The organism is Vibrio crassostreae 9ZC13 (assembly GCF_000272045.2).
Classification (GTDB): Bacteria; Pseudomonadota; Gammaproteobacteria; order Enterobacterales; family Vibrionaceae; genus Vibrio; species Vibrio crassostreae_C.
On sequence record NZ_AJYZ02000041.1, the window covers coordinates 248,365 to 264,786 of the forward strand.

Consider the following 16,422-nt stretch of genomic DNA (forward strand, 5'->3'; position numbering starts at 1 on the left):
GGTGAGATATGAGAATAATATTAGCGTGTGTTTTGAGCCTGCTTTGTTTTTCGAACGTAAGTTTTGCTGCATTGCAAACCGGAAAAACAGTCACGGTTCCGCATCATAAATCGACGCATGTCGTGTTATCAGGTAAAGCGAGCAAGGTTTCACTTGGCGACCCTGATGTTTTGGACATCGTGATTTTGAAATCTAACGAAGTGTTTTTGATTGGTAACAAGTTAGGTGCAACCAACTTGATGGCTTGGGATTCTCGAGGCCAGTTGATTGAGTCTATTAATATCGAGGTGACTCATGATCTTAATAGCCTGAAATCCAAGCTGTATGAGTTTCTTCCTGACGAGACTATCGAGGTACATAGCGCTCAGAATCGCTTGCTGTTGAGTGGGCAAATCAGTAATCAACAGAAGATGAATGTCGCTATGAGAATTGCTGAAACCTACGCCGCAGGGCAGGCTGCAGATGATTCTAAAGAGAGTGGTAGTGAGCAAGCTGCTGCAACTGGTGTTATCAACTTAATGTCTATCGGTGGCGCCCAACAGGTGATGTTAGAGGTAACTGTCGCCGAGGTTCAGCGGAGTTTAGTGAGAAAGTTCGATGCTAATTTCCACTTCTTCCAAACCAGTGGTTCCAACTTTTCGTGGGGAGCTTCATCTGTTCCTGCTGGTGTACTGGGTGCAACACCAATCTTCGATATTCCTACCTCAACTGATTACGGGATTCTAGGGTCTTTCATCGATAGTAATACCTTATTTACCTTTGCATTGGATGTCGCCAAGCAAAATGGTGTCGCGAAGGTATTAGCAGAGCCGAATTTAACTGCATTGAGTGGCTCTAAGGCCGAGTTTCTCGCGGGTGGTGAATTTCCAATTCCAGTTCCGGATGATGATGGGATTACCATTGAATACAAAGAATACGGGGTAGGGCTGAAATTTATACCGACCGTACTCAGTGATAAAAAGATCAACCTGAACTTAGCGGTTGATGTAAGTGAAATTGCGAACAGCAGTTCATTGACTATCGACCCCGGCTCGACCAACGCGACTTACTTTATTCCACCAATTACACGTCGAAGCGCCTCTTCTACGCTTGAGCTTGCAGATGGACAAACCATCGGTATTGCAGGGCTACTGAGCGAGAACGTGCGTGATATCAGCAACAAAATGCCGGGTATTGGTGATGTGCCGATCCTAGGCCAGCTTTTCAATAGTCAAGAATACGTATCGGGAGAAACAGAGCTTGTCATTCTTGTTACTCCTCGACTCGCTAAACCAGTGGACAGAAGTCAAGTCACACTACCAACTGATGCCTTTGTTGACCCTAATGACCTGGAATATTACTTGTTAGGTAAAAGCGCTTACATTGCTGAGCCTTCTGACTCTGAAGACAAGAATAATTCAAGTTCCGCTAAAGACATCGCGCCAACTGATGGTGGTAGCGAAGGTTCATTTGGTCATGATTTATAAGGAGATAGATATGATTAGAACAATGATGGTCTTTCTCGCACTGGTATTAGTCGGTTGTGCGAATGACGCGCCTTTGGGGCAGTCGGTTGCTAAGCTGAAAATGGAGCAAACGTACAACCCGAATGCAACTCAAGAGAACTTGCAGGTTTTACCTGATGGTACCGGGGAGCGCATGCAGGCTGGTTACGACAGTTACGTGGGTAAAGGCGATGAAGATCTTTCAGAGAGCAATAGTCAGGTCTTACAGAGCTTTAATTAGTTTGGAGGTACTTTATGTTGTATCAAGTATCAAGAAAACCTAAAAAACAGGGCGGATTGGTTGTCATATTTGTGACTATAGCGTTGCTTGTCTTCCTTGCTGTGTCAGCGTTAGCCGTGGATATCAACCATATGCTAGTGAATAAAACGCGCTTACAGAATGCGGTTGACTCAGCGGCGTTAGCGGCAGCGACTATTTTGGATAACAGTAAAGATCAAACCGCGGTATCTGCAGAAGTTACATCAACATTGAATGCTATGGCGGGGGCTTCTGGTAATCATGAATTTGATTTCTCAACTGCAGTGGTTAGCGTTGAATTCTCTAACGACCCTCAAAGCTTTGCGGGGACCCCTACGTTTGGTGCTGATGATGATGTATATGTTCGAGTTAATGTCAGCTCATTAGATATGGATGAATTCTTTATTCAGATGTTTGGTTTAGCAAAAAGCGTATCGGCAACAGCGGTTGCAGGACCAAGCTCAGGACTGCAAGTTGTGAATAATATTGTACCCATTGGAGTGTGTACTGGTGACGGGACTTCAGATAACGATATTAACGAAGATGGTTATGATGATGCTACCGGTGAGGCAATTACCAATGTCTTTGGTTATGAGGTAGGTACAGTTCATGCTCTAAAAGTGGGCGATAAAAAACTGTCTCAAATGGGAAATGGTAATTATCACCTACTGGACTTTGGATCTGGAGGTAGCACGGTAAAAGAAGCCTTGGCTGGTTACTATGATTACTCTGTCGCTATTGGCGATAGTGTTACTACCAAGCCTGGGGGAACGGTTGGGCCTACAGCTGATGGTTTAAATACTCGTTTTGGTGATTATGGTGGCGGCTTATCAAGTTCAGATTACCCATCTGATTATGTAACGACTGAGCCCAGTTCTGAAATTAAGATAGACAGTAAAACGGGTGATATTGATTTTGATGGCTCTTATACCTATTCCCAATATGAGGCTGACACCAACGCATGTATAGCAAGTATGGGCTCTGGTTGTGTGTCTGGTGGTACAGCATGGCGACGTATTCTTCCTATTCCTATGGTCGATTGCTCAGGTAAAAGTGGTGGAGTAACCAGTTTTACCGTTCAGAAAATAGGGTGCTTCTTCTTATTACAAAAGGCGCCAACTAACAATTCCGGTACTCCTGCAGTATTTGGTGAATTCATACATTCTTGTAGTGTTGCTGGCGGTTCTGGTGGGGCTGAGTCATCAACTGAAGGTCCTTACAAAATTGTTTTGTATAAAGACCCAGATGGAGGAGGCTCTTAGTTATGGATAACAACTTTAAAAAACAACAGGGCCTCGCTGCAATTGAAATGTTGATTGCGACACCAGTATTACTGTTTTTCTTGGTGTTGGTTCTTGAACTGGGAAACATCCTAATTCACTACAATGTCATCTCAAAATCGGTTCAAAACGGAGCTCGTTATGCTGTAAGTGAGGTGTATGGAACAAAGGGTGGGACATTAGCTCCTACTGCGGAAATTCAAAATATTGTGGTTTACGGTAAGAACACTGTAGGTACGGCGATACTTTCTAGCCTTGCAACTTCTGATGTAGTTGTCACTCCTCCTTCAGCAGACAGTTATGTGAGAGTAACGGTTAATTACGACTATGTTCCTCACTTTTTATCGATTCCATTTTCATCTGAAAGCTTATCTGTTCCCTTAAGTGTGTCGTCTGTTATGAGGGTTTTCTGATGAAACCAATCAACAAGCACAACGGCTTAGCCATTATCGAGTTTACGATAGTTTCTTGGTTGGTTTTCTTGCTGATTTTTCTGATTTTGGCTTTGGGGGCTTATGTATTCTCACTCCAGATTGTTAACGAGGCGACGAGAAAAGCGGCAAGGCTAGCGACGGTTTGTTACGTCTTAGACCGCGATAACATTGCGGGGATTGTTGTAGAAGACATTCCACTACTGGGGTTTAGCGATAGCAACTTGGAGGTGGCGTATTTGGATGCTGCTGGCTCTGAAATTACCTCTGATTTCGAAACCAATTTTAGTGCGATTAAGTTTGTACGAGCAAGAGCGACAGGCTATGGCATTCAGCTGATCAGCAACCTCAGCTTTTTAGGGACAAATGGGTTTCTTGCGGCACCTGCGTTTGAGACGATTTTACCCGCTGAGAATTTAGGTGTAATCAAAGCCAATACAAATACTAGGACAAGATGTCCGGAACAAATACAGGGTGGGTAATATGGGCGAAGCAATTGATATTTTACCGAATGAAGACGATGCGATTCGCCTTAAAACCAACTTGAATGTATGGCTTATCTATAGCAATGAAAACTTTCATGCTCATATGAGGCAGCAATTGAAACGTTGTCGAAATGTTCATATCGACTCTTTTTCATTATTAGGCATGACCGAAGAATATGTGAGAAGCCTAGATACTCCCGACCTTATCTTTGTCGAAGCGAGTGGTGGTTGGGCTCAGAAAATGGTCGATCTGCAAAGCTACAATTTGCAGTTGGAAGAGTATGATTTATCTTTGGTCGTGTTTGGTGATGAGAGTGACAATGGGTCATTGAAAATAGCACTAAGACTGGGTGCTTCTGACTTCCTATCTCATGACATTTCTATCTCTGGTCTCTTACCGTTACTTAAGAAAACCGCAGCGGAAAAAATCGAAAACTCTAGTTATGGTGAAGTGTTCCTATTTATTAATACCAAAGGTGGAATGGGAGCAACAACCTTAGCGTTAAATACAGCTGTTGAAATCGCGAGTTATCATCCTGATGAAGTGCTTTTACTCGATATAGATCTTCAGTTTGGTGTTATCCCTGAATATTTGAATATCACCCCGGCCTACAGTATTTCGGATGCTATCGACAGCTCAAATGATTTGGATGAGATGTCTTTGAATAGCTTAGTTAACAAGCACTCATCGGGGTTACACGTTTTAAGCTTCAAACATGAAAATAACGCGGATGATTATGAACATGCCCAAAAGATTGGGAGGTTATTACCCGTATTACGTCGCTTCTATCGCTACATTGTTATCGATTTCTCTCGAGGGTTAGATCATATCTTCGCATCGGCTATCTCCCCTGCGACTAAGGTGTTACTCGTTACTCAACAAACCTTAGTGTCGGTCAAAAACAGTAACCGTTTAGTCAGAACTCTGAAATTTGAGTACGGGTTACAACAAGACGCAATCGAGATCATCGTGAATCGTTATGAGAAACGACAAACCATTAAGTTATCAGACATAGAACAAACCGTTGGGAAGCATGATATCCATTTAATGCCTAACGATTTTAAGGTCGCATTGGAGAGTGCCAATTTAGGTCAACCATTGGTTGAGTCAAAAAAGAAGAGTTCGATTACACGCTCGATCATCGATTTGTCTCATATCCTTTCTCCTCCAGAGCAAGAAGAGAAGAGTTGGCTCAAAAAGATATTTTCATAGGTTGTTTGTTCTAAGCATAGATGAGGGATCGTTATGTTCTTTAAACGAAAAAATATAAATCCGGAGTTTGAAAAAAAAGTAGAACAGTTTTCGCAACAAGAAAGCGAGAACATTGCTGCCTTTCCTCAAGGAGCCGTTAGTGATTCTGTTGTTCTTAAAGGGCTAGATGCCAACGAAGAACAAGAAAAATCGGTTAATGAAGCAAAAAAAGTCTTAGAACAAGAGCTTTCAATTAAGCACTATTTTCATAAACAGCTCTTAGAGACACTTGACCTTGGTCTGCTTTCAAGCCTTGATAAAGAGCGCGCTAAAGTTGACCTTCATGAAGCGATTGTTCAGCTAATGGCAGACGATCAAAGCCATGCTCTGAGTGCGGAAGGCCGGAAAAGAGTGATCAAACAAATCGAAGATGAAGTGTTTGGTTTGGGGCCTTTAGAACCATTGCTGGCCGATAAAACCGTATCCGATATTTTGGTTAACGGGCCTAAGAATGTGTTCGTCGAGCGAGGTGGTAAATTAGAAAAGACCCCTTATACGTTTTTGGATGACCGACACCTTAGAAACATCATTGACCGTATTGTTAGCCAAGTGGGACGTCGAATTGATGAAGCCTCTCCTATGGTGGATGCACGATTGGCCGATGGCTCTCGGGTAAATGCAATTATCCCACCTCTTGCCTTAGATGGCCCATCGGTATCCATACGACGCTTTGCGGTAGACAGCCTAACTATGGACAACTTGCTGGAATATAAGTCAGCCTCTCCGCAAATGGCGAAATTTGTCGAAGCGGCCGTTAAAGGTGAGCTCAATATATTAATTTCAGGCGGTACGGGGTCAGGGAAAACCACGACGCTTAATATCTTTTCTGGTTTCATCCCACGAGATCAACGAATCATCACAATAGAAGATTCCGCAGAGCTTCAACTCCAGCAACCCCATGTTATTCGTCTTGAAACTCGTCCGGCAAACCTTGAAGGAAAAGGTGAGATAAGTCAGCGAGAGCTAGTGAAAAACACGTTACGTATGCGACCTGACCGTATCGTTGTCGGGGAGGTGCGTGGTAGTGAAGCGGTCGATATGTTGGCTGCGATGAATACCGGGCATGACGGTTCCCTTGCAACCATTCACGCCAACACCCCTCGTGATGCACTAAGCCGTGTAGAGAACATGTTTTCGATGGCGGGCTGGAACATTTCTACCAAAAATCTCAGAGCGCAGATTGCTTCTGCTATCCATCTAGTAGTTCAGATGGAAAGGCAAGAAGATGGTAAGCGCCGTATGGTTAGTATCCAAGAGATCAATGGTATGGAAGGAGAGGTCATCACTATGTCTGAGATCTTCCACTTTCAGCGTCAAGGCATCGATGAGCATGGCAATATTTTAGGTTATTACACCGCAACCGGTGTAGTGCCTCAGTCTCATGACCAATTGGTTAAGCGTGGTCTTGATCTGCCTTTTGAGCTCTTTACTGAATCACATAGCTGAGGAACGGATTATGGATAACGTAACTGTCTCGCTGGTCCTATTGTTTGTTGCGGTGTTGTTTATTTCGCAAGCCTTGTTATTGCCAGCAGCCGGGAAAAAAGCCAAACACAAAGAGTTATCTCGCCGTCTAAAAGAGACACAAAGAAATATTGATGAAGAGAGCTTGTCGCTCTTAAAAGAGCACTACAACAAAGAGCTATCACCGCTCGACCGAAAATTAATTGTGATTCCTTTCTTTGCCGACCTAAAACGTATGCTGGAATTAGCGGGTCTCCACCTTACGTTAAGTCGCTTTTTGTTCATCGTATTTTTGTGCGGAACCTTATTGGCTTTAATGGCTTTAGTGTTTAATCAAGTGTGGTTCATTTGTGTAGCCGCTTTCGTCTTCGCTTGGGTTGTCGCTTATCTGTTTGTCCAAAATAGAGTGACATACAGGATGGCTCGATTCGAAGAGCAGCTGCCAGAGGCTCTGGATATTATTCGAAGAGCCTTACAAGCGGGGCAGCCATTGGTTCAGTCTTTCAATGAGGTGGGTGAAGAGATGCCTGAGCCGATCGGTGTTGAGTTTAAGAACACCTATAACCTGCTTAATTATGGCTACGACTTGAGGCTCGCGATCATGCAAATGACAGAGCGAGCACCGACCGTTTCGATGTTGGCTTTCTCAAGTGCCGTCATGTTGCAGAAAGAGACAGGGGGGAACCTCTCTGAGAATCTGCAAAAAGTATCTGAGGTATTAAGAGCCCGCTTTAAACTCGAAAGAAAGATCAAAACCCTCTCAGCTGAGAGTCGCCTTTCTGCTTGGATACTGACCCTTTCTCCGTTTGCCCTGTTTTTCGGTCTTAAATTCGTAAACCCTGAATACATTGAGCCTTTGTACAGTGACCCTAGAGGAATATCGATGGTCAGTATTGGAGTGATCTTGTTGGCGATTGGGGCATTGTGGATAAGAAAAATAATAAATATCGAGATATAAATTATGGAATTCTTTGATTTAGAAGTATGGAAACAAGCACTCTCTGAGTTCGGGATCAGCAGTCAAACCTTACTCTACGGGATGATTTTGCTGACCACGATGTTACTTACCCTCACTCTTGGTTTTCTTTTTGTTGGCGCTCGTTCACCGTTGGATAAAAAGTTAAAACAGATTTCTGGAGGTAGCCAAACGGGCAGCCGGAAGTCTTATGATTTTACGAATACCTTGGAGTCGTTAACGCCATTTATTGGGCGAGGGAACAAAAAGGACAACGAAAGCTATTCAGAAAAGCTCATGCACGCTGGATACCATGAAAAAAGTGCGCTTTCAGTCTTTTATTCCATCAAAGTGCTTTCCGCTCTTATCGGGTTTGTCTGTGCGTTCGTGGTGTTTTATCTGGCGATTGGTGACAGTTATAACAACTTATTGATTGTGACTTGTATCTTTGTCGGCACGTTTTTACCCAACTTTGTATTGAGTAAAATGCAAAAAGAGAGACAGAGAAAAATTAGAAATGGGGTACCTGACGCGCTCGACCTTTTGGTGGTTTGTACTGAATCAGGCCTTGGCTTTAATGCGGCGCTGGGACGAGTTGCTAATGAGTTATACATCTCACAGCCCGAACTTGCCGATGAGCTGGATACGGTTTTTGCCAAAATTCAGGCGGGTGTCACGATGCCAGATGCTTTGAGTCAACTTGTCGAACGGACTGGCCTTCATGAATTAGACGGGCTCGTCTCTTTGCTCTCACATGCCTCCAGAATGGGGGGGAGCTTAGCGCAAACGTTACGAGACTATACCGAAGATTTTCGAGATAAGCGCCAACAAGCTGCGGAAGAGATTGCAGCAAAAATACCAACTAAAATGTTGTTTCCTATGTTGTTATTTATTTGGCCGTGTTTTTTTATTGTTGCCCTAGGACCTGGGATGATGATTGTTATGGACGCATTAAGTGCGCCAGGAGTTGGTTTATGATGCTAATGAACAGAATGGTTTTACTTTTGCTGCCGCTATTAGTTTTAGGGTGTGCTTCTTCTGATGAGCCAACCAATCAGTTTGATGCTGAGTTGTATTCGGGGAAGCCCATTGACACCTTAACCAGTGACGATCCTCCGGTTAGTGAAAAAGAAGCGATCATGCGTGGTGATGTGGCGCTGAGAGATAACAATATCGATCTAGCGCTTTATGAGTACATCCGATCTCTGTCTTTCCCTGAGCAAGAGTTTCACGATAAAACGCTGTTTACGATTGGCCGAATTCACTCATCGAGAGGCAACTACGCGCTCGCTGAAAAAGCCTATCTGGCGGCACTAGATTTTAATCCGGCGCATACTGAAGTGTTGGAGCAACTTGGGGTTCTATATACCAAGCAGCGCCGCACCGATGAAGGACGAAGTTATTTTTTTAAAGCGATTAATGCCGATCAAGTTCGCTTGAAAAGCAGTGAAACGACTAAAAATTACCAAGCGTTAAGCCAAAGTGAAGTTGCTGGCTTGAAGGTGGATAGCATGTCGCCAGCACTCGCTTATATGGGAATTGGGGTATTGGAGGATGTTGAAGGTAAGCATCAAATAGCTCAAGAGTATTTTAAAAAGTCGCTCACTATCGATAAAACCTCAGTAAAAGCCTTGTTGAACATGGGCTACTCCCATTACATGTATGGCAACTACAAAGAAGCGTATCAATACACTCGTTCGGCGTTAGAGATTGAGCCTAACAATGAGAAAGCTCAGAATAACCTTGCCCTTATTTACTTAGCTTCCGGCGATGTGAAAAAGGCGATCAACGTTTTTATGCGTCATATGGATGCTCCCGAAGCGTTGAATAATGTCGGGTATTTTTTAATTCTCCAAGGTCGACCTGATGAAGCGATTCCTTATCTTCAACAAGCGATCGATAAAAAGCCGTCTTACTACAAAATTGCTAATGAGAACCTAAATAGAGCGTTGGCAGAGGTAAGGGAAATGAAAGCCAGCACCCCGATATAACGCCCTATCAAGTTAAGTCATTCTAAATAAGATAGCCCCTGATGAGTTTCCTGATCAGGGGCTATTATTTGTAACTCAGTTTAGTATCTAAAGTTGGGTATCTAATACCAATTAAAGTAAAAATGTGATCTAATTAAGATTGATGAATTATTGTGAAATTTAGCCATGGATAGCCTTAATAACACTGACTTCAAAAAGCTTGCGAGCCAGCAAAAAACCATTCAGATGAAGATGCGTTTACTTGCGCTCGCACACTTTAAAGACGGCCTCTCTCGTACACAAATTGCAAAATCTCTCAAAGTCAGTCGAACCAGTGTCAATAAATGGGTTCGGATTTTTTTTGAAGAAGGCCTAGAAGGACTTCAAGAAAAACCTCGGACTGGTAGGCCTGCATACCTCACCGATGAGCAGCGGGCTCAACTCAGTGCCTTCATAAAAAAAGAAGCTGAATCACCTTCTGGTGGCCGCCTTGTTGGAAGCGATATACATGACTACATCGTTAAACACTTTGACAAGCACTACCACCCTAATTCCATCTATTATCTCCTCGACCACATGGGTTTTTCTTGGATAACTTCTCGTTCCAAACACCCTAAACAATCACAGCAAATACAAGACGATTTTAAAAAAATTCCAAATCGAAACGATCCTTAAGATCCCCGGCCATATTGGGCTAGAGAGTGTTGATGTCTGGTTTCAAGACGAAGCTAGGTTTGGTCAGCAGAACACAACAACACGTCTTTGGGCTACTCGTGGAACGAGACCTCGCGTAGTAAAACAGCAGCAATTTGAATACGCTTATTTGTTTGGCTCAGTGTGCCCATCGAGAGGGATTGGTGAGGCAATGGTCGTCCCTTGGGTTAACAAAGACATCATGATAAACCATCTAGAGCAGATATCTAAAGTCACAGAAAAAGACCGTCATTCAGTGGTAATAATGGATGGCGCAGGATGGCATACCGATGATATTGCTAACCCATTTGATAATGTCAGTATTATCAAATTGCCGCCATACTCACCAGAGCTTAACCCTATAGAGCAAGTGTGGAGTTGGTTAAGGCAACACTATCTAGCAAACCAAAACTTCATTGATTATAACGATATTGTTTCGAAGGTCTGTAGCGCTTGGAATGGATTTCTTGAGTGCAAAGATCGCGTCACAAAAATGTGTACAAGAGATTGGATTGACCTGATCAGTTAATTTTCCGGATTGGTATAAGTGCTTAATTATAAATAGTTAAGCATCGCACCAGCGGCGATAAAGGTACCCACTAAACCTACAATCGGCATCTTAATTGTTTTCAATAACCACACACCAACAATGATCAGAGCGAAGTCTATGCCGCTGCTTACTGCGCTTGTGAAGATCGGTTGATATAGTGCCGCCAATAACAAACCGACAACCGCCGTATTCACACCAGTAAGAGCGCCTGCCACTAAAGGTTTGCTTGCAATCGCCTGCCAGTTCTTCAGTACACCCAGTAGTAATAAGAAGCCCGGTAAGAACACAGCAATCGTTGCGAGTAGTGCGCCAGTGATCGGTGCCGATGGCATCAATACATAACCTAAGTAAGTCGCAAGTGTAAACATAGGCCCTGGTACTGCCTGTGCTGCTGCATAACCTGTTAGGAAGGCATCTTGAGACAGTTGGTCACCAATACCATTTTGTAGCAACGGAAGTACCACGTGGCCGCCACCGAATACTAAGCTACCTGCTTGGTAGAACAGGCCAAACACTTCAATACCTTGAGAGTAAGCACTGAATAGAGGCAGACCAACCAGCAAAGCAACAAAAATCACCAGAGGCGTTACCGATATTTTTTGCGTTGAAGGTATCGTTTTGAGCTCTTGAGACGTCAAGAACTTACTGCCAACCATTGCTGCAAATAGAAGCACTAAAACTTGAGGCCAGATGCCTGGAATCAGTAGCAGAACAATCGCGGTAATCACACATAAGGCGGTTGCTATCTTCGATTGGCAAAAGTTCTTGTACATACCAAAGGTAGCATCAGCCACAACCACTACCGCTAATAACTTAAGCCCGTGAATGATTGAATTGAAAAGTGGTGCTTCCAATAGTTGGTTGCTGACTAACGCCAATATCAGCATCAGAATCACAGATGGGGAGGTGAAGCCGACAAATGCAGCAATAGCACCTGTTAATCCACCTTTCTTGTAGCCAACCGCAAAGCCAACCTGACTTGAACCTGGGCCCGGTAGAAATTGGCTAAGAGCGACAATCTGCCCGTACTCTTCGTCGGACAACCAATTCAGTTTCTCAACAAAGGTTTTACGGAAGTAGCCAATGTGTGCTGCTGGTCCACCAAAGCTAATCCAGCCAAGCCAGAAAAAGGTTTTAAAAATTGAAAGCATGATCGATTCCAGATAAATGTTTAGCGTAATTTAGGTGGAGTTAGACTATGATTCAAATTAATTGTTTTAATTATAACTATGAATGAAATGGGTTGATTAGCATGGCTGATTTTAATTGGAAAGGGGTCGACCTTAACTTGTTGATTGCACTGCAGGCTTTGTATAAAACGAATAGCGTGAGTAAGGCTGCTGAGCGTTGTTATGTCAGCCAATCTGCGATGAGCCATAGCTTACAAAGGCTACGAAAGTTGTTTGATGACCCTTTGTTTGAGCGTGTAGGTAGCAAGATGGAGGCGACCGACCGAGCCATTGAACTATCAAGTACCGTGGACGCGCTACTGAATACCATCCAGTCTGAAGTTCTGTTATCTAAACGTTTTGAGACCGAGAGTTTCAAAGGGAGCTGGAAAATAGGGTTGACGGATTACGCAGAGCAGATGTTTGGCCCAATGATATTCGATTTGATCAAAGAAGCTTCACCAAACTCTCAAGTCGCATTTTTTAATGTTAATCGAAGCAACTATCAGCAAGTATTTGAACAGGCAAAGCTGGATATCTCGATAGGTAGTTTTGGAGAGGTGCCTAAGCTGTTTGGTATTGATCAACTCTACACCGAGCAGCATGTTTGCTTACTTGATAGCTCAGTGCTTGGTGTTGAACTGCCGATGTCGCTAGAGACATTTGTGTCTGTCGAGCATGCATTAGTTTCCCCTAATGGTTCTCTAAAAACGGGCGTAGACATAAAATTAGCGGAACTCGGTTATACGAGAAAAGTGGCGATTGCATCGAGTAATTTTTTGACGGTAAAACGACTGATCAGTGGTAGGAAGTTGCTGTGTATTGTGCCTAAATTGGTCGCCCGAACTGACCCTAATGTGGAGAGCTCGCTGATCGCCGTTGCCCCGCCGATAGAGGTTCCTGATTTTGACATTCAACTTGTTTATCGCAAAGGAAAGCAACTCGATGATAAAAGTATCCATCTGAGAAAAACCATTAGTCAGGCTGTTAAAGAAGTAACGGGTCTAAGAGATTAACTTGTTATCCGATGTGATAAGGGGGGGACATATCTAGTTTATGGAGCTTTGATTGGTGGTGTCCGTCTTCGCAACCAGTAACCAATAGCGTGCCAAAGAGCCACGACTAATATCGCCCCTAAGTATCCGTCGATTGCATAGTGCCAAGCCAAGTGAACGGAGCCGATCTGGACAATAAAAGCATAACCCCACGCCAAATATCCCAGCTTTTTGTTCAACCTAAATGCTGTCATTGCCATTAACACTGCGATAGTGACATGCAAACTAGGCATCGCAGATATTCCCGTTCCTCGGCCTCTTATGCCAGTAACATAGCTATCCCAAAGCATATCCTGTGCGGATAGCATCCAAAGTGGGAATAGATTCGCTTGCTTTAACTGGAGGTCTTGCGCTTGTAGACGTTCCATTAACCTAAGATAGAGATCTTGTTCATAGAAGTGGTGAAAGTAGGCGGGTCCCGCAGACGACAACAGCGTCGCTATGACGTTACCTAGGAGAAACCAAGATATCAAAAAGGTCAGGATAAACTGATTACGAAGTTGGTCATCTTTTCGATAGATGATGAAAAAAAGTAACATTCCCCACATCAGAAAAAACCATAAGTTGTATAAGAAGTTCATCACCAAAGTTGAAGCTGCATTTGGCAGGAAGAAGTGTGTGAGTTCCCATGGAGATACGCCAAAGTGCAACCACTTATCTAAGTGGTAAAAAGCGAGGTCTAAAGTGTAAGGATTGAAGTGCGGGATGAGTGATTTGATAAACGTGTAACTCGAAAATGAGATGTTCAAAGCGAGCATTAACAAGACAAAGTAAATGGGTTTCGAGATAGGAAATAGCAGTGATTTCACTTTTTTGATGAATCGTATAGTCGGTTTTTTTTCTCTCTTAAACAGTAAATAACAGTAATAATACGTTGCCCAGATAATAAAAGTGACATAGCAAATGGTAATTAAGACATCGATATAACTATAGATGTCATACTTCATATTATTTGGGACAAATAGGTTGATGGTTAAGGTGAGCGGAGCAATGAATGCCACGTACCATAAAATCAGTTTGTTTCTTCTAAATTCATGGAGTAGGGAAGCTAGCAAGGTTGATTGTTCTTTTCGAGGCGCGGGCTTGGCGGTGGTCGTTTCTGAATCCATATAGCCCCTCCTCAAGATTTCCAATCATGATTAAAGGTTAGTTCATCTGAGCTGTTTTTCTACTCTGGGCTTGGTCTCTGCGACAAAAATAAATGAAATAATTCCTTCCATTTTTCACAACCCGACTATACTTAATTTACGACTCAAGGCAGTCGTAAAGAATAGGCTTTTTGATTTACCTAAGTAAAAAAATTGGTTATATCCTCATGATATAGCTTAAAAATCTACCAGGCTAAACGGACTTAGTTGGTCTTAAAAGCGCTAGCTCCCCCTAGCGCTTTTTTCTTTTGGTCGAGATAAATTTCGACGTATCAACAACAACCTAAAAAGAGAATCGAGTCCATTTCTTAGCTCGCCAGCGATAGGCCATGATGATTCCACGGAACCACTCGTCCATCGCGATTGCCATCCAAGCACCCAATACGCCATAACCCCAATGCACGCCAAGCAAATAGCTCATGGCAACCCCAATGCCCCACATGCTGAGAATGCCCATTTTGATCGGGAATTTAATGTCGCCAGCAGCCTTTAGACAAGAGATAAAGATAAGGTTAAATACTCGTCCAGCTTCAAGAATGATGGAACCTGCAATCAGTGCCGCCGTTAGCGCAATGATCTCTGGATCTTGCGTGAACAGATCGAGAATTTCGAAACGGAACACATACACCATGCAGGTGATCGCGGTTGACGCGATAAAGCCAACCACAAAGTAACGTTGCACGCGCTTGGTAATCTCGTCGATCCAACCCTTACCAATGTAATAGCCTGTTTGGATTTGGCTGCCTTGACCAATTGCCAGTGCAAACGCAAAAGAGAGGCGAGCGATGTTTTGTGCGTAAGTAAACGCAGCCAGTGAAGACGTACCCATCTGCACTACAAAGAAGGTAATGCTGATCTGAGCCATGTTATAAGAGAGCACTTCTCCAGCGTTCATCGAGCCGATCTTCATGATTTTTTGATAGATGGCTTTCGGCACAGATTTAAACTGCTTCACTGGTAGATAAATCCCTTTGCTTCTGACCACACCAATCAAGATCAACATTCCGATTACTTGGCTAATGACGGTCGCGGTCGCAACCCCTTGCACGCCGTATACAGGCAAACCAAAAGGTTGATATAAGGCACAGTAGTTACCGAATACGTTGATGACACCTGCAATCATATTGATCACCATCGGTGACTTTGAATAGCCATGACTGCGCAAAATAGTGGTGAGAACCACACCTATGGTTACATTGAAGGTGAGAGCACCACTGATGAACAGGTATTCTTGCGCGTACTGTTCGACTTGAGGTTCGAGTTGATAAAGCGGGATAAAATATTCAGCAACAAGAACGGCAATCACACTCAGTAGCACACCGGCAATAATGGCCAGAATGATACTTGCTACACCCACGTGAGCGCTCTCTTGAGTGCGGGAAGCACCATTGTATTGCGCGATTAGAATACCCGTACCACTGCTGACCATGGTCGAGACAATGATCAGGAAAAAGGATATCTGAGAAATAACACCAACGGCAGACACGGCTTTGTCCGAGTATCCCGATAACATGAATACATCACTGGTGTTGAGTGCGGTTCTTAAAAGAACTTCGATAAAAATTGGCCAGGTGAGCGCAACGATTCCCATACGTTTGTTTAGGGTGGAATCAGCATTAGGCATTTAGGTTTTCTCAAAAAAGGGGTAGGCGACACTATTTTAGCTATTATTTAGTAAACGACTATCAAATTAATGTCCGGAAGGCTAATAAGGATAAATAAAATTCGAATAAGTCTTCAGAATTCAATATTTCAGTGAGGGTGATGAAATTTTTGAATGGGATTTCATAGCAAGAGCACTCTTTGCTTTTTGTGAGTAAAAGCTTGCCTGTGTTAGCTGAGTACAACGAACAGAGTAAAAGGATCATGGTAGGCCAAATGGTCTAAGTGCTTGTTTTTCGCTTACGTTACTTCAGATATAAAAAAGGCACTCAACATAACGCTGAGTGCCAAAGCCTGAAATTTGTTAATTCGCAGTATCTTATTGAACCGGTGTATTAATGAATCTCAGAGGACAGGTAAAAAGGTTCGATTTACTCTGCGTCAGTAAAGAAATCGTTGTATAACATGTATAGGTGGGCAGCACTCCAAGAGAAGTTTGGAGCACCTTGTTGTTCACCGTTTAGCGGGTTGTAGTTCTCACGGATAGGACCGTCTTGTACCAAGCCATCGGCGTGGTCGAAGAATGCGCCTGCCATTTCAATCGCATCGTCACGGTAGCCGTAGC

Annotated in this window: 15 protein-coding genes and 1 pseudogene; 12 read left to right on the forward strand and 4 right to left on the reverse strand. The window is 43.4% G+C overall.

Annotated features, from left to right (window positions below):
- Positions 1-8: 8 nt before the first annotated feature.
- The 11 genes and pseudogenes from A136_RS15555 to A136_RS22355 all read left to right on the forward strand — a co-directional run bounded on the left by A136_RS15555 (position 9) and on the right by A136_RS22355 (position 10,802).
- On the forward strand, positions 9-1,466 hold the full coding sequence (locus A136_RS15555; RefSeq protein WP_029235122.1) for a type II and III secretion system protein family protein: 1,458 nt from the start codon (positions 9-11) through the stop codon (positions 1,464-1,466).
- Entirely contained in the window at positions 1,456-1,725 is a 270-nt protein-coding gene (locus A136_RS15560; protein ID WP_017063305.1) for a hypothetical protein, read from the forward strand. The genes A136_RS15555 and A136_RS15560 overlap by 11 nt, the downstream gene beginning before the upstream one ends.
- A 14-nt stretch (positions 1,726-1,739) precedes the next feature.
- Entirely contained in the window at positions 1,740-3,005 is a 1,266-nt protein-coding gene (locus A136_RS15565; RefSeq protein WP_017063306.1) for a Tad domain-containing protein, read from the forward strand.
- 2 nt (positions 3,006-3,007) lie between these two features.
- Entirely contained in the window at positions 3,008-3,436 is a 429-nt protein-coding gene (locus A136_RS15570; RefSeq protein WP_017063307.1) for a TadE/TadG family type IV pilus assembly protein, read from the forward strand.
- Positions 3,436-3,936, forward strand: coding sequence for a TadE/TadG family type IV pilus assembly protein (locus tag A136_RS15575; protein WP_017063308.1), 501 nt, complete (start codon positions 3,436-3,438; stop codon positions 3,934-3,936). Before A136_RS15570 ends, A136_RS15575 begins: the two co-directional genes overlap by 1 nt.
- Position 3,937: 1 nt before the next feature.
- Positions 3,938-5,152, forward strand: a complete 1,215-nt coding sequence (locus A136_RS15580) for an AAA family ATPase (RefSeq protein ID WP_017063309.1) — start codon at positions 3,938-3,940, stop codon at positions 5,150-5,152.
- A 174-nt stretch (positions 5,153-5,326) separates the two neighbouring features.
- Positions 5,327-6,637 (forward strand): annotated as a pseudogene (locus A136_RS15585) (CpaF family protein); the annotation flags it as partial.
- 10 nt (positions 6,638-6,647) lie between these two features.
- On the forward strand, positions 6,648-7,613 hold the full coding sequence (locus A136_RS15590; protein WP_017063311.1) for a type II secretion system F family protein: 966 nt from the start codon (positions 6,648-6,650) through the stop codon (positions 7,611-7,613).
- 3 nt (positions 7,614-7,616) lie between these two features.
- The gene (locus tag A136_RS15595; RefSeq protein ID WP_017063312.1) at positions 7,617-8,588 is read left to right on the forward strand and encodes a type II secretion system F family protein; all 972 of its coding nucleotides are present in this window, start codon (positions 7,617-7,619) and stop codon (positions 8,586-8,588) included.
- Entirely contained in the window at positions 8,585-9,601 is a 1,017-nt protein-coding gene (locus A136_RS15600) for a tetratricopeptide repeat protein (protein WP_017063313.1), read from the forward strand. The genes A136_RS15595 and A136_RS15600 overlap by 4 nt, the downstream gene beginning before the upstream one ends.
- A 165-nt stretch (positions 9,602-9,766) precedes the next feature.
- Positions 9,767-10,802 (forward strand): IS630 family transposase gene (locus tag A136_RS22355; protein ID WP_102394396.1). Its coding sequence is split into 2 segments (ribosomal slippage): positions 9,767-10,225 and positions 10,227-10,802, totalling 1,035 coding nucleotides; the frame shifts between segments, so codons are not numbered across the junction.
- Positions 10,803-10,828: 26 nt separating this feature from the next.
- On the opposite strand, the gene chrA is transcribed toward A136_RS22355, so the two are convergent.
- Entirely contained in the window at positions 10,829-11,974 is a 1,146-nt protein-coding gene (gene chrA, locus A136_RS15615; protein WP_017063314.1) for a chromate efflux transporter, read from the reverse strand.
- A 101-nt stretch (positions 11,975-12,075) separates the two neighbouring features.
- On the opposite strand from chrA, the gene A136_RS15620 reads away from it, so the two are divergent.
- The gene (locus tag A136_RS15620; protein ID WP_017063315.1) at positions 12,076-13,008 is read left to right on the forward strand and encodes a LysR family transcriptional regulator; all 933 of its coding nucleotides are present in this window, start codon (positions 12,076-12,078) and stop codon (positions 13,006-13,008) included.
- Between the two features lie 38 nt (positions 13,009-13,046).
- Here A136_RS15620 and A136_RS15625 read toward each other — a convergent pair whose 3' ends face one another.
- From A136_RS15625 to A136_RS22755, 3 genes are all read right to left on the reverse strand, one after another.
- Entirely contained in the window at positions 13,047-14,156 is a 1,110-nt protein-coding gene (locus A136_RS15625; RefSeq protein ID WP_017063316.1) for a phosphatase PAP2 family protein, read from the reverse strand.
- A gap of 322 nt (positions 14,157-14,478) precedes the next feature.
- The gene (locus A136_RS15630; RefSeq protein ID WP_017060807.1) at positions 14,479-15,819 is read right to left on the reverse strand and encodes an MATE family efflux transporter; all 1,341 of its coding nucleotides are present in this window, start codon (positions 15,817-15,819) and stop codon (positions 14,479-14,481) included.
- A 409-nt stretch (positions 15,820-16,228) separates the two neighbouring features.
- Positions 16,229-16,422 (reverse strand): hypothetical protein (locus tag A136_RS22755; protein WP_029235123.1); only part of this gene is annotated, 194 nt, incomplete at its 5' end.